General features: G+C 66.7%; 10 protein-coding genes. 6 read left to right on the top strand and 4 right to left on the bottom strand.

Features of this window, described 5'->3' with window-relative positions; all coding sequences use genetic code 11:
- Positions 1 to 302 precede the first annotated feature (302 nt).
- Genes AC6CIE_RS15795 through AC6CIE_RS15780 form a run of 4 tightly spaced genes read left to right on the top strand, consistent with a single transcriptional unit; the run spans position 303 to position 3,664 of the window.
- Entirely contained in the window at positions 303 to 1,307 is a 1,005-nt protein-coding gene (locus AC6CIE_RS15795) for an ABC transporter substrate-binding protein (RefSeq protein ID WP_175125491.1), read from the top strand.
- Positions 1,307 to 2,122, top strand: coding sequence for an ABC transporter ATP-binding protein (locus AC6CIE_RS15790; RefSeq protein ID WP_056564409.1), 816 nt, complete (start codon positions 1,307 to 1,309; stop codon positions 2,120 to 2,122). The genes AC6CIE_RS15795 and AC6CIE_RS15790 overlap by 1 nt, the downstream gene beginning before the upstream one ends.
- A gap of 3 nt (positions 2,123 to 2,125) precedes the next feature.
- A complete protein-coding gene (locus tag AC6CIE_RS15785) occupies positions 2,126 to 2,962 on the top strand; it encodes an ABC transporter permease (protein WP_191578201.1) in 837 nt (278 codons plus the stop codon).
- A 9-nt stretch (positions 2,963 to 2,971) separates the two neighbouring features.
- Positions 2,972 to 3,664, top strand: a complete 693-nt coding sequence (locus tag AC6CIE_RS15780) for a cysteine hydrolase family protein (protein WP_239214279.1) — start codon at positions 2,972 to 2,974, stop codon at positions 3,662 to 3,664.
- 75 nt (positions 3,665 to 3,739) lie between these two features.
- Here the strand turns inward: AC6CIE_RS15780 and AC6CIE_RS15775 are convergent, their stop codons facing one another.
- Entirely contained in the window at positions 3,740 to 6,181 is a 2,442-nt protein-coding gene (locus AC6CIE_RS15775) for a bifunctional acetate--CoA ligase family protein/GNAT family N-acetyltransferase (protein ID WP_498092786.1), read from the bottom strand.
- 134 nt (positions 6,182 to 6,315) lie between these two features.
- Here AC6CIE_RS15775 and gltX point away from each other — a divergent pair, with 134 nt between their 5' ends.
- Positions 6,316 to 7,722, top strand: a complete 1,407-nt coding sequence (gene gltX / locus AC6CIE_RS15770; protein ID WP_175125500.1) for a glutamate--tRNA ligase — start codon at positions 6,316 to 6,318, stop codon at positions 7,720 to 7,722.
- A 208-nt stretch (positions 7,723 to 7,930) separates the two neighbouring features.
- On the opposite strand, the gene AC6CIE_RS15765 is transcribed toward gltX, so the two are convergent.
- The 3 genes from AC6CIE_RS15765 to AC6CIE_RS15755 form a co-directional block, all read right to left on the bottom strand.
- Positions 7,931 to 9,130 carry an MFS transporter gene (locus tag AC6CIE_RS15765; RefSeq protein WP_218342178.1) on the bottom strand — a complete coding sequence of 400 codons (1,200 nt, stop codon included), beginning with the start codon at positions 9,128 to 9,130 and terminating at the stop codon, positions 7,931 to 7,933.
- Between the two features lie 98 nt (positions 9,131 to 9,228).
- A complete protein-coding gene (locus AC6CIE_RS15760) occupies positions 9,229 to 9,735 on the bottom strand; it encodes a hypothetical protein (RefSeq protein ID WP_367351407.1) in 507 nt (168 codons plus the stop codon).
- 232 nt (positions 9,736 to 9,967) lie between these two features.
- On the bottom strand, positions 9,968 to 10,417 hold the full coding sequence (locus AC6CIE_RS15755) for an Lrp/AsnC family transcriptional regulator (RefSeq protein ID WP_175126229.1): 450 nt from the start codon (positions 10,415 to 10,417) through the stop codon (positions 9,968 to 9,970).
- Positions 10,418 to 10,547: 130 nt separating this feature from the next.
- Between AC6CIE_RS15755 and AC6CIE_RS15750 the strand changes: the two genes are divergently transcribed.
- Complete coding sequence (locus tag AC6CIE_RS15750; protein WP_498092783.1) at positions 10,548 to 14,054, top strand: indolepyruvate ferredoxin oxidoreductase family protein; 3,507 nt, start codon at positions 10,548 to 10,550, stop codon at positions 14,052 to 14,054.
- Positions 14,055 to 14,168 lie beyond the last annotated feature (114 nt).

Genomic DNA, 14,168 nt, shown 5'->3' with positions numbered 1-14,168 from the left:
GCGCCTACGATGGGATGAGCCCTGCCCCGTCACGATTCAAATCTGAAGCGGCTCAAAATCCTATTTTGTATACCAACTGGTATTCCAGCCTCGCATTGTCCCGGCTCGGAAGGCTTGCGTCCATAGAGAAAAACGCCAATCTCAAAACGCTTGTCGCCTCCTTGTCTTGAATATAGTATTCGATCCAAGTCCTACCGGCCCGGGCCTTCTCTGTTCGGGCTTCCCTGTTGTTGCAGTCGATCCATCCCATTGGCCGTGTTGCGCCGATCCGTCGGCGCATTCAAGACGCAGGAGAAAGTCCCGTGAAGACCTTGCCCTTGCCCCGCCTGGCAGGCGCGGCGCTGCTCGCGCTGCTTGCCCCTCTGGCCGCTCAGGCCGAAGCCCTGAACCCTCCCGTGAAGGTGCGCTACGAAGAAGTGGTGCGATCGATCCTTTACGTGCCGAAGTATGTCGCGCTATCGCAGGGCTATTTCAAGGACGCCGGCCTGGACGTGTCCATGAAAACCTCGCAAGGCACCGACAAGGGCATGACCGCCCTGCTGTCGGGCAGCGCGGACATCGTGCTGATCGGGCCCGAGGCGTCCATCTACGTGCAGAACAGCGAATCACCGGTCAAGCCCAAGATCTTTGCCGGCCTGACCGCCACGGACGGCTTTTTCCTGCTGTCGCGCAAGCCGGTCGACAAGTTCGACTGGTCCATGCTCAAGGGCAAGGAAGTGATCGGCTTTCGCCCGGGATCGAATCCCATCGTGTTTCTGGAGACCGCGCTGCGCAAGCATGGCCTGGATCCTCAAAAAGACGTGAAGCTGCTCAACAACATCGGCATCCCCGCGCGCGCGGGCGCCTGGATGGCGGGCCAAGGGGAGTACGGCATCTTCCTGGAGCCCGAGGCCGGCGAACTGGTGCGCAACGGCAAGGGGCACATCGTCGCGTCCGTGGGACATGAAGTGGGCCAGGTGGACTACACGGTCTTCACCGCCACCGACAAATACATCCGCGACAACCCCAAGGTCATCCAGGCCTGGACCGATGTGGTCGCGCGCGCCGAGAAATACGTGAAGGACACGCCGGCCGCCACGCTGGCCCCGCAGATCATGACCTTCTTTCCCGGCATGGACCAGGCCGCGGTGACCGAGGCGATCGAACGCTACAAGCAATATCAGATCTGGAAGACCACGCCGCTGGTGACCGCGCAGGCGATGACGCAACTGCAGGACATGCTGGTGGCCAGCGCCGTGATGAAGGACACCGCCCGCGTCAAGTACGAGGACGTGGTGATCGCCGACTTTGCCAAAAAGGCGCAATGATGGGCGCCGCCATCCATAACCTGAAACCGGCGCCCGCCACGGCCAAGATCGAACTGCGCGAGGTCTGTCTTTCGTACTTCACACCGGAAGGCGAGACCGAGGCGCTGTCCAACGTCTCGTTCAGTCTGGCGCCGGGCGAGTTCGTCAGCCTGATCGGGCAAAGCGGCTGTGGCAAGAGCACGCTGCTGTCGTTGATCGCGGGTTTGATTCCGCCGACCTCGGGCGCGGTGCTGGTCGACGGGCAGGCGGTGACCAAGCCGAATGCCCGCATCGGCTACATGCTGCAGCAGGACTATCTGTTCGAGTGGCGCACCATCCTGGACAACGTGATGCTGGGCGCCGAGATCCAGGGGCGGCGCGACGCGCGCAGCGAGGCGCGCGCCGTGCACCTGCTTGAAAAATGCGGCCTGGGCGCGTTTTTGTCGCACACGCCGCGACAGCTGTCCGGCGGGATGCGTCAACGCGCGGCGCTGGCGCGCACGCTGGTCACCGAGCCCGACGTGATCCTGCTGGACGAACCGTTTTCGGCATTGGATTCGCAGACGCGGCTGGCGATTTCCGACGAAGTGGTGGACATCCTGCGGCGCGAAGGCAAGACGGTGGTGCTGGTGACACACGATATCGGCGAGGCCATCGCCATGACTGATCGCGTGATCGTGCTGTCGCGCCGGCCGGGACGTTTAAAGAGCCAGTACCGCATTCATTACGGCGACGGCCAGGTCCGACCCACGCCGTTCCAGGCGCGCTCGCGGCCGGAGTTCAACACCTACTTCAAACAGCTCTGGGACGAGCTGGATGTTCACGTGGAGGGCTGACCCATGAACGCGCCGATTGCCAATACCGTTCCGCTGCGCGCCGTGCCCGGCCCCAGCGAGAAATACCTGAACTACCTGCGCCGCGACCGCGCGCGCCGCCGCAACATCCGCGTGGCCCAGGCACTGCTGCTGGTGGTCTTTCTATGCGCGTGGGAAATCCTGCCGCGCATGCACATCGTCAATCCGCTGCTCACCAGCTATCCCAGCGCGCTGTGGCCCACGTTCCTGGAACTGTGGAACCACGGCAGCCTGGGCAAGCACATCATGACGACGCTGTCGGCCACGCTGGTCGGCTTTGTGCTCAGCATGGGCATCGGGATCGTGGTGGCGGCCGCACTGTGGTGGTCCGACTTTCTGTACAAGGTGCTGGACCCCTTCCTGGTGGTGGCCAACGCCATGCCCAAGATCGCATTCGTGCCGATCTTCTATCTGTGGCTGGGTTCCGATTACGCGGTCTACGGCATGGCGGTGGCCATTGCGGTGTTCGTGACCATCATGGTCGTGTACGCGGGATTCCGCGGTATCGACCTGAACAAGGTGAAGCTTGCCCACACCTTTGGCGCCAGCCGTTGGCAGGTGCTGACCAAGGTCGTGCTGCCGGGCAGCGTGCCCACGTTGATCGCGGCCGTGAAGATGAACATCGGCCTGGCGCTGGTGGGCGTGATCGTGGGCGAGTTCCAGTCGGCGGATTCGGGCCTGGGCTTTCTCATCATGAACGGCAGCCAGGTGTTCAAGCTGAACATCGTCATGACCGCCATCGTGATGCTGGCGCTGATTTCCAGCGTGATGTATCTCATCATCTACCGCGTCGAGTCCGCCGTGGCGCGGCGTTACGGCTAAGGAGGCAGCATGGAATTCCCCCAGTGGGTGAAGGATCGCGTCATGGCCCGTCAGGGCTGCCTGCATCCCTATGACGAACTGCCGGCCGCGCGCACCGCGGTGGTGGTGATCGACATGCAGCAGTATTTCCTGATGCCGGGTTATCAGGGCGAATGCGCCCCCGCGCGCGAGATCATCGACCCCATCAACCGCCTGTGCGGCGCCGTGCGCGATGCCGGCGGGGTCGTGGTGTGGGTGCAGACGGCGTCGGACAACGCGGACGTATTCTGGTCGCATCATCATGGCGTGATGCTCACGCCCGAACGCAGCGCCCGCCGCCTGGAGACCCTGCGGCGCGACTCGCCGGGCTTTGCGCTGCATCCGGACCTGCACGCGCAGGCCACGGACCCGCGCGTGGTCAAGCGTTTCTACAGCGCCATGGCGCCGGGTTCGTCGGAATTGGAACCCCTGCTGCGCGGGCTGGGCGTGGATACCCTGCTGATCGCCGGGACGGTCACCAACGTGTGCTGCGAATCCACCGCGCGCGACGCAATGATGCGGGACTTCCGGACCATCATGATCGACGACGCGCTGGCCGCGGTGACGCCGGCCGAGCACGAAAACGCGCTGCACGGCTGGATGCTGTTCTTCGGCGACGTGCTGTCGGTGGACGAAGCGGCCGCGCGGCTCAAACCCGCGCAGCCGACGCGCCGGACCGCCTGAAGCGATCCGGCGCGACGGGTGACGGGTCCAGACCCGGGCCCAGCCCAAGGTCCAGACCCAGATCCTGAATCAGACTCAGCCCAGGTCCAGCCAGACCCGGCGCATCGTCGGGTCCTCGGGATCGCGATCGTTCGTGAAGCCCAGGCTGGTCATCAGCGCCAGCATGGGCCGGTTCGTCGACAGCACCAGGCCGTCGATGTATTCCAGGCCCTGCTCGCGCGCGGCGTCGATCAGCGCCGTCATGAGCTGACGTCCCAACCCGCGCCGTTGCCAGTCGTCGCCGATCACCAGCGCGTATTCCGCGCCCCGGCCGTCGGGATTGCGCAGGTAGTGGGCAAAGCCCACCAGCACCTCGCGCGGATGGCCGCGATTGGCGGGATTGGGCACCTGCGTCGCCGCCACCAGGGCGAGTTCGCGGTGATAGTCCACCTGCGTGTAGCGCGACACCATGCGCGGCGTGAGTTCGCGCATCATCGACACGAACCGCATGTAGCGCGACCGCTCCGACAGGCCGCGAATGAATTCCTGCAGCGCCTCGCCGTCTTCCGGGCGGATCGGGCGCAGCACCCACGGGATGCCGTCATCGAACCGGCGCACCTGCACCAGCCGAGCCGGATACGGGTGGATCGCCATGTGCGGGTAGCCCGTGGTCTGCGGCGAAGCGCAGCCCGGCGTATCGGTCAGCGTCATGCGTAGGCCGCCGGCGCGCAGATGCGTTTCGCCCGCATAGAGCGGGTCGATGTCCAGGGATTCGATGTCGGGCAGTTCCGACACCAGCTCGGACACCAGCACCAAGGTTTGCTGCAGCGCCTCGGCGGCCAGGTGGCCGACCCGGGGGGCCAGCACGCGCCGCCACAGCCTGCTGCGCTCGATGAGTTGGCGCGCCAGATAGCCGTTCAGCGGCGGCAAGTCCATGCCGCGCTCGGCCAGCGACAGCACCGCGTCCGGCCCGCCCGCGCCAAAGCGGATGACAGGGCCGAATTGCGGATCGCGACGCACGCGGATCGCCATGGGCCGTGATTCGGCTTCGGCTGCCGTAGCCGACGCGGCCGCGTCGGACAGCGGCACATAGAACAGCGACAGCAACGTGCGGATTTCAGCCGTATTCAGTTCGCGCCGGCAATCGGCGCGCACGCGCGCGACGATCTCGCGCGCTGCCGCCAGATCCGGCACGTGGCTGGCAGGTTCGGGCGGCTGCGTCTGCAACAGCAACTGCTGGTTGTAGTGGTGCGACGCCAGCACGCCGAACGCGTCCGCGGCCGACTCGGGCGTGCGGAACGCCGACGTGCCCGCATCGTCCAGCATGCGCCGCAACGGACGCATGCCGGCGTCGCCCATGAAGCAGGTCACCACGGGTTTCTTGGCGGACGGCGCGATCTGCGCCAGTTCGCGCGCCACTGCGGGCATGTCGGCCAAGGCGTCGGGCGCCAGCAGCACCAGCACACCGTCCACGCCGGTGTCGTCCAGGACGGCCTCGAGCATGGCGCGGATGCGCTCGGGCGTCATCGGCAGATAGGTGATGACGGGGTTGGCGGTGCCGGCGTCGGGCTCCAGCATCTCGGCCAGCGCGCGCTGCGTGGCGGGCGCCAGGTCGGCGCGCAGGACGGCGGCGTCGGGGCCGATCAGATCCATGGCGAGCTGCGGGGGTCCGCTGCCGTTGGAGATGAGCGCCACCCTGCGGCCCTTGGGGCGGCGCGTGTAGCCCAGCACCTTCACGGCCGAGAAGAGCTGCACGAAGTAGCGCACACGCACCGCGCCAGCCCGGCGCAGCGCCGCATCGAAAACGGCGTCGCTGCTGTCGGCATCGGAGCGGCCGGCCTTGAGCACGATGACCGGCTTGATGCTGGCCGCGGCCCGCAGCGTGCTCATGAACTCGCGGGCGGGCCCGACGTCTTCCAGGTAGAGGACGATGCTGTCCGTGCGCGGATCGCTGGCCAGGTAGTCCAGCAGCTTGGGCAGGCCCACCACGGCTTCGTCGCCCAGCGACACGGCGGTGGAAAAGCCGATGTGCACGTCCTCGGCCCAGTCCATGACGGCGGCCATGATGGAGCGCGACTGCGCCACCAGCGCCACGCGGCCGCTGCGCGCCAGCACCGGGTGTTGGCTGAAGTTCAGGCCCGCGTGCGGCCGCTGCGCGCCGAAGGAGCGGGGCCCCAGCAGTTCGCAGTGGTTTTCCTCGGCCCAGGCCCGGCACAGCGCCAGCGTGCCGCGCGGGTAGGGGTCGGGCAGTTCGTGAGGCAACAGGATCACGGCGCGCGGCGACAACGGCGCCAGGCGGCGCAGCGTCTCGGGCAGCACGGCGGGCGACACGCAAACCAGGGCCAGATCAGGCCGGTCACCCGCGGCCAAGCCTTCAAGCCTGTCCGGCAGGTCGGGGGCTGCGCCGGGTTCGACGGCGGCAACCGTGGTCTTTGCCTTCAGGGCGGGAGACAAGGAACTTGCCGCGGGCAGCGGCCGATCGGCCACGATCACCAGCGAGGCGGGTTCGAACATCGGCGCAAGAGCGTGTCTCAACATGGGGAGGTCGGGCCAGGGCCTGTTCACACTAATCTAAAATAGCGTTCATCGTATCAAGACAAGCCCGCTGTCCGCTTGATGAGGACACTGCCCGACGCCGCTTTGTGGCGCCGCAGCCGCTAACACTGCCACCTATGACTTCCAACGCCACTACTCCCATTCGCACCCGCTTTGCGCCTTCGCCCACCGGTTTCCTGCATCTGGGCGGCGCGCGCACCGCGCTGTTCTCCTGGGCCTTCGCGCGCCACCACAAGGGCACCTTCGTGCTGCGCATCGAGGACACGGACGTCGAGCGGTCCACGCCGGAAGCGGTGCAGGCCATCCTGGACAGCATGGAATGGCTGGGCATGCAGCCGGACGAAGGCCCGTTCTACCAGATGCAGCGCATGGACCGGTACCGCGAAGTCGTGGCCCAGATGCTGGCCGCCGGCACCGCCTACCATTGCTACAGCTCGCCCGAAGAAGTCGAAGCGATGCGCGAGGCCGCCCGCGCCCGCGGCGACAAGCCGCGTTATGACGGCACCTGGCGCCCGGAACCCGGCAAGACGCTGCCCGCCATCCCCGAAGGCCGCAAGCCGGTGGTGCGCTTCAAGAATCCCCAGGACGGCGCCACGTCCTGGAACGACATGGTCAAGGGCACGATCAGCTTCGACAACACCGAACTCGACGACCTGATCATCGCGCGTCCGGACGGCACGCCTACCTATAACTTCTGCGTCGTGGTCGACGACTGGGACATGGGCATCACGCACGTGCTGCGCGGTGACGACCACGTCAACAACACGCCCCGCCAGATCAACATCCTGCGCGCGCTTGGCGCCACCCTGCCGGAATACGGCCACGTGCCGATGATCCTGGGCCCGGACGGCGAAAAGCTGTCCAAGCGCCACGGCGCGGTCAACGTCATGGAGTACGACAACGAAGGCTATCTGCCCGAAGCCATGATCAACTACCTGGCCCGTCTGGGCTGGAGCCACGGCGACGACGAACTCTTTTCGCGCGACCAGCTCGTGTCGTGGTTCGACACCAAGCATCTGTCCAAGTCCGCGTCGCAGTGGGATCCCAAGAAGCTGAACTGGGTCAACGCCCACTACATCAAGCAGATGGACAACGCCGAACTGGCCGAACGCGTCGCCACGCGCGTGGCGACGCGCGGCGGTTATCCCGAGCAGATCGACCTGCCGGGCGTCATGGGCCTCCTGAAGGACCGCGCCGAAACGCTGGAGCAACTGGCCGATGGCGCCATGCTGTTCTGCGGCGAATTCAAGGGCGCGCCGGCTGAGCTGGCCGAACAGCACCTGACCGCGCCGGCCCGCGAGGCGCTGGCCGATTTCGCGCAGCGTGCGCAGGATGCGGAGTGGACGCGCGAAGCGCTGTCCGCGCTGATCAAGGGCGTGCTGGCCGACCGCGGGCTGAAGATGCCGCAACTGGCCATCCCGCTGCGCGTGGCGGTCACCGGTCAGACGCAGACGCCTGCGGTGGATGCGGTGCTGGCACTGCTGGGCAAGGAAACCGTGCTCAAGCGGCTGTCGGCGATCTGAATCCGGGTGTCAGACACCCTCCGAAAGCCTACCGCCCAGGTGTCTGACACCCTTGAGAGATAACGGCCACAAACCCGCGACGGTCTCGGCAGGGTGTCTGACACCTGCATAATCCAAGGATGCCTGACACCCCCATAAACAAAGGGCCTTTTCATCCAACGATGAACAAGGCCCTTTCTGTTTTCAATCTGGCGTAACGCCAACGCCCTCACCCCTGCTGCATCCCCGCCCTCGCCTTGAGCGCCCGGGCAAAGAACGCCCCCAGCAGCGGCAACAGCACGGCCGAGCCGCCGAACAGCGCGCCCGGTCCGATCTCGTCCACCACCGCCCCCGCCAGCGCCACGCCGGCCGCCTGCCCCATGAACAGGCACGACGCGAACCACGCGACCGCCGTGCCGCGCGCCGACGGCACCATCTGCGTTGCGTTCGTCTGCAGCGTCGCGTGCAGCAGGTAGTACCCAAAACCCGCCAGGACGCTCGCCAGCAGGCTCCACATCCACACCGGCCCCAACAGGTACGACAGAAACGCCACGCCCAGCACCAGTCCGCCCGCGACAGCCAGGCCTCGCTCGCCGAGCCGCTTGAGGATGCGCCCCGCGACGACCGTGTAGATCAGCCCGCCCACCGCGTACACGGCCACCAGCGCGCCCGCGGCCGTCAGCGAGATATCGAAGCGCTCATGCAGGTACGACGGCGCAAAGGCCAGCGCGCCGAACACCAGCAAGCCTTCGATGAACACCGTCGCCAGCACCACGCGCGCCCACCGCGTGCCGAGCACCAGCCGCGCCTGCGCGATAAAACCTTGCCGTGGCGCACCGGGATCGACCTGCGCAAATCCGGCCGCGCGCTGGCGACGCACTTCCAGATGCAGCAGCACGCCCACGATCAGATAGCCCGCCACGAGCGCGGCAAAGGCCCAGCGCCAGCCGACGGTATCGGCGAACAGGCCGCCCGCAAGCTGGCCGGCGGACATGCCGAGGATGGTGCCGGTCAGAAAGCGCGCCAGCGTCGCCTGCCGGCGTTCATAGGGGACGTTGTCGCCGATCCAGGCCATGGACAGCGGCACGATGCCCGCGCCCGCGGCGCCCGACAAGGCGCGGCAGAACACCAGCATATCGAGCGATCCGGCCATGACGGCGCCGGCGCTGCCCAGCGCGCACGCCACGGTGGCGACGCTGACCACGCGGTATTTGCCGTAACGGTCGCCCACCGGACCGAAGAACATCTGCAGCACGCCATACGCCACGGCAAACGCCGTGACCGCGCGCGCGGCCTGGCCGGTGGTGGTGCCGAATTCCGCCGCCAGTTGCGGCAGCATGGGATCACAGATACGGAAAGCGCTGGCGCTGACGAAGGCGGCCAGCGCCAGCAGCGCGATCGCGCGTGCTTCGGAGGACAGGGCGGGCATGGATAACCGGCGGCGGGGCGAAAGTCGAAGCCCGCACCTTACCGCAGCCCGGCCCGCTTGGCGAAACCGCCGGGCGAAGTGTCCGCCCGGCGCAACGCTCAGTAGGCGAGGCGATAGCCCGCCGGCATGCGGCGCGCCGTGAGCAGCATGCCGCCGCTCTTGAGTTCACGCAGCGACAGCTTGGATTGCTCGACCTTTTCGACGCGGTAGCGGTTCAGATAGATCGGATCGGTGGGGTCCACCGGCTCGCCCGCCGACTTGGTCGTGCGCATCGTGTAGACGCCGTTCTCCACGCTCCAGCAGCCCGTCTCACGCAGCGCGGGACGCGTCTTGCGGCCGATCTTGAGCAGGGATTCGTAGGACATCGTGCCGTCGGCCGACAGCACGATCAGCGCTTGCATGTCGCCGGCCACGTCGCGCGGACGCGAATTCGACAACCAGGTGCCGACCATCGGGTCACCAGCCTTGGCGGGCGTGCACGCCACCGGCTTGGGCGGTTCCGCGGGCTGGGCCTCGGTGATGGCGGCGGGCTTCCTGGCGGCGCAACCGGCCAGGATCACGAGGGCGCAGGCAACGCCTGCCGTACGCAAAAACACACTGCTCATGACTTCCTCAAGACGTCCGCCGACGCGCCGCGCCGATCACACCGGCACGTCCCAGGCGCAGCGGACTTCACGCACTCTAAATAGGCGCCAGGGAAGAATCAACGAGGATCCGCGCCGTGTGCAAATGCGCAACAGTGCGGCCGCGAGCGCGCCCGGAATCCGCGCGGAAACCGCAAAAATGCGTTGGTTTCAAGCGACAGAGCCTCTCTATATATAGAGCGCCCCGAAACGGCTACAGCGGCAGCCGCTGTTCGTGCTTGATCTCGCGCAGCGCCACGATGGTGCGCGTCTGCCGGATGCCCGGCATGTTGAAGAGGAAGCGATGCAGGAAGCGGTCATAGGCTTCGGGGCTTTCCACCAGGATCTTCAACAGGAAGTCCGAATCCCCGGTGACCGCATAGCACTCCAGGATTTCCGGCGCATCGCGTACCGACCGCTCGAAGTGTTCAACGGTGTTGGCCGAGTGCCGCTCCAGGCTGATCTGCGCAAACATGCAGCCCAGCCCCACCTTGCTGCGGTCGACCTGGGCGCTGTAGCCCTGGATCACCCCGCTCGCCTCCATTGCCTTCACCCGCCGCCACACCGGCGCGGCCGACAGCCCCACCTTCTCGGAAAGCTGCTGCGCCGAGGCCCGGCCGTCTTCCTGCAGGGCCTTGAGGATGCCGATATCGGTCTTGTCCATTCGTTTGTCTCCTGATTTTTTTGGAATACGAAATGTTCATTGCGAATTATAGGGATAGCACGATCCAAAAACGCAATAAACCTGATCCCTCGCGAACCTATCATGGTGCCAAATACGAGGAGCATTGACTATGGACGGTACCCCCGCCGCCGCACCCGAGCTGGACCTTGAGTATCAGCTCGCCGACAACCTGACGCGCGAGTCCGGCCGCATCTTCCTGACCGGCACGCAGGCCCTGGTGCGCATGATGCTCACGCAGCGCCGGGTGGACCGCGAGCGCGGCCTGAACACGGCCGGTTTCGTGTCGGGGTACCGCGGATCGCCGCTGGGCGGCGTGGACATGGCCATGTGGAAGGCGCAGAAGGCGCTGGACGCCAACCAGATCACCTTCCTGCCGGGCATCAACGAAGACATGGCCGCCACCGCGGTGATGGGGACGCAGCAGGCCGGCGTGCGCGACGACCGCAATGTCGATGGCGTGTTTGCCATGTGGTACGGCAAAGGCCCGGGCGTGGATCGCGCCGGCGACGCGCTGCATCACGGCAATGCCGCGGGCGCCTCGCGCAACGGCGGCGTGCTGGTAGTGGTAGGCGACGACCACACCGCCGTTTCCTCCTCGATCCCGCACGCCAGCGAGGCCTCGCTCATCGGCTGGCAGATGCCCATCGTGCATCCGACGTCCATCGACGAATACGAGACTTTCGCGCTGTGGGGCTGGGCGCTGTCGCGTTATGCCGGCACCTGGGTCGCCTTCAAGGCGGTGTCCGAGACCATCGAAAGCGGCCACTCCTTCACCCCTGCCCCGATCCAGACCTACGACATGCCCGCGGATCCGGACATGCCGTCCGGATCGCTTGAATATTCGGCCCGCGACTTTCTGTCCCTGGCGGTCGAGACGCGCATGAACCAGCGCATGAAGGCGGTGGCTGCCTTCGCGCGCCGCCACAGCCTGGACAAGCTGACCTGTCCGGCGCCCAAGGCAACGGTGGGCATCGTCACCGTGGGCAAGGCGCACCTGGACACCATGGAAGCGCTGGCGCGACTGGGCGTGGATACGGTCACGGCGAACGCGCCCGTACGCATCTACAAGCCGGGTCTCACCTGGCCGATGGACGAGGGCCGTCTGCTCGAATTTGCACGCGGCCTGTCGCACATCCTGGTCGTCGAAGAAAAAGGCGCGGTGGTCGAAAGCCAGATCAAGGACATGCTGTTCAACCTGCCCGAGCGCCCCACGGTCGTGGGCAAGAAGGGTCTGGACGGCGAGCCGATGGTGACGTCGGCCGGCCAATTGCGCCCGTCGCTGCTGGCCGCGCCGCTGGCCGGCTGGCTGTCGCGCGCCGCAGGACTTCCGGTGAACCGCGACCTGTCGGCATTCGAATGCCAGGCCCCGCTGTCCAACGACGCGGACGGCATGCGCCGCCGCCCTTACTTCTGCTCGGGCTGTCCGCACAGCACGTCGACCAAGGTGCCCGAGGGCAGCCAGGCGCTTTCCGGCGTGGGCTGCCACTACATGGCGGCCTGGATGGACCGCGACACGGGCGGCCTGACGCAGATGGGCGGCGAAGGCGTCGACTGGATCGGCCTGTCCCGCTACACGAAGATGCCGCACATCTTCCAGAACATGGGCGAAGGCACGTACTACCACTCGGGTTACCTGGCCATCCGCCAGGCCGTCGCGGCGCGCGCCAACATCACCTACAAGATCCTGTTCAACGATGCCGTGGCGATGACGGGCGGGCAGCCGGTCGATGGCCCGATCTCGGTCCCGCAGATCTGCCAGCAGTTGCGCGGCGAGAACGTGGCGCGCATCGTGGTCACCACGGACGAGCCCGAGAAGTACCAGGGCGTGGACCTGGGCCCCGGCATCAAGGTCCACCACCGCCGCGAGCTGGACGCGCTGCAGCGCGAGCTGCGCGAAATCCCCGGCGTGACCGTGCTGATCCATGACCAGACCTGCGCCGCCGAAAAGCGCCGCCGCCGCAAGAAGAACCAGTTCCCGGATCCGGCGCGCCGCATGCTGATCAACAGCGCGGTGTGCGAAGGCTGCGGCGACTGCGGCGTGAAGTCGAACTGCCTGTCGGTCGTTCCGCTGGAAACGCCTTTTGGCCGCAAGCGCGCGATCGATCAATCCAGCTGCAACAAGGACTATTCCTGCGCGGAAGGCTTTTGCCCCAGCTTCGTGTCCGTGATGGGCGGCAAGCCCAGAAAGAGCGCGGCGCCGAAGGCCGACCAGGAACACCTGCGAGGCCTGATCGCCGGCTTGCCGCTGCCCGACATCCACGCGCTGGAGCATCCCTATCGCCTGCTGGTCGCCGGCATGGGCGGCACGGGCGTCATCACCATCGGCGCCATCGTGTCGATGGCCGCGCACCTGGAAGGCCTGTCGGCTGCCGTGCTGGACCTGACCGGGCTGGCGCAGAAAGGCGGCACCGTCGTCAGCCACATCCGTCTAGCCCCCGCCGGCGCAACCGCCGGCCCCGTGCGCCTGGACTGGCAGCAGGCCGACGCGGCCATCCTGTGCGATCCGGTCGCCGCCGTCGCGCCCGATTCGCTGGGCGCCCTGCGCCGCGGCCACACCAAGGTCACGGTGAACACCTACGTGGCGCCGGTCTCCGACTTCACGCGCAATCCCGACGCCGCGATGCGCCCCGAAGCGCTGCTCGCCAAGATCCGCCACGCGGCCGGCGACACGCACACCGCGGCGATCGACGCGCACGAAGCCGCCCTGGCGCTCTTCGGCGACAGCATCCTGTCGAACATGTTCATGCTGGGCTATGCCTGGCAACGCGGCGGCGTGCCGCTGTCGCAGGCGGCCATCTACCGCGCGATCGAACTGAACGGCGTGGCGGTCGCGGCCAATCGCGCCGCCTTCGACAACGGCCGGCTCGCGGCGCATCAACCTGACGCGCTGCAAGGCGCCTTGCGTCCCCGGGCCCAGGTCGTGCAGCTTCACGTCCCCGAAACGTTCGAACGCGCCGTGGCGCGCCGTGTCGAAGACCTGACGGCTTATCAGGACGCCGCGTACGCCCGCACCTACCAGCAGGTCGTCGACGCCGTCGCGGCACGCGAGCGGGAGCTGGCGCCGGACGCCAAGTCGCCGCGCCTGGCGATGGCGGTGGCGCGCGGCCTGTACAAGCTCATGGCTTACAAGGACGAATACGAAGTGGCGCGCCTCTATACCGGCGACGCGTTCAAGGCGCAGCTGGAGGGTCAGTTCGAAGGCGAGTACAGCCTGCGCTTTCACATGGCCCCGCCGATCTTCGCGCGCAAGGATCCGCGCACCGGCGTGCCGCGCAAGATGACGCTGGGTCCGCGCACGATGTCGGCACTGAAATTGCTGAAGCGTCTGAAGGGCCTGCGCGGCACGTGGTTCGATCCGTTCGGCCACACGGCCGAGCGCAAGATGGAACGGGCGCTGGTGAAGGAGTACCGCCAGACCATAGACCAGCTCGTTGCAGGGTTGACCTCGGACAACCTCGCGCAAGCGGCTACAATCGCCGCCCTGGCAGAAAACATTCGCGGTTTCGGCCACGTGAAGGCCGCGAATGTCGACAAGTATCGGACCGATCTGGCCCGGCTCATGCAGAGCTATACAGCACCGGCCTCACACGCCGTCCCCTTGCGGAAAACCGCATAAACAGCCGGTCTGAGTGGTCACTGACCTGGGCGCGCCTTACGGGGCGCGCCTAGTGCATTTGGTTACAATCTTTTGTGGGATTCGTCTTATCTTCTTCTTGTCCCTGTAAACCTC

It is taken from the genome of Achromobacter sp. GQ309, from assembly GCF_059759315.1.
Note: the sequence above shows the minus strand (reverse complement) of the source record. Positions and strands in the feature narration are given on the sequence as shown.

Excerpts from the sequence above, each read along its gene's own strand:
- AC6CIE_RS15785 (WP_191578201.1), top strand. The coding sequence starts at position 2,126 with ATGAACGCGCCGATTGCCAATACCGTTCCGCTGCGCGCCGTGCCCGGC.
- AC6CIE_RS15790 (WP_056564409.1), top strand. The coding sequence starts at position 1,307 with ATGGGCGCCGCCATCCATAACCTGAAACCGGCGCCCGCCACGGCCAAG.
- AC6CIE_RS15760 (WP_367351407.1), bottom strand. The coding sequence starts at position 9,735 with ATGAGCAGTGTGTTTTTGCGTACGGCAGGCGTTGCCTGCGCCCTCGTG.
- AC6CIE_RS15755 (WP_175126229.1), bottom strand. The coding sequence starts at position 10,417 with ATGGACAAGACCGATATCGGCATCCTCAAGGCCCTGCAGGAAGACGGC.
- AC6CIE_RS15780 (WP_239214279.1), top strand. The coding sequence starts at position 2,972 with ATGGAATTCCCCCAGTGGGTGAAGGATCGCGTCATGGCCCGTCAGGGC.
- gltX (WP_175125500.1), top strand. The coding sequence starts at position 6,316 with ATGACTTCCAACGCCACTACTCCCATTCGCACCCGCTTTGCGCCTTCG.
- AC6CIE_RS15765 (WP_218342178.1), bottom strand. The coding sequence starts at position 9,130 with ATGCCCGCCCTGTCCTCCGAAGCACGCGCGATCGCGCTGCTGGCGCTG.
- AC6CIE_RS15775 (WP_498092786.1), bottom strand. The coding sequence starts at position 6,181 with ATGTTGAGACACGCTCTTGCGCCGATGTTCGAACCCGCCTCGCTGGTG.
- AC6CIE_RS15750 (WP_498092783.1), top strand. The coding sequence starts at position 10,548 with ATGGACGGTACCCCCGCCGCCGCACCCGAGCTGGACCTTGAGTATCAG.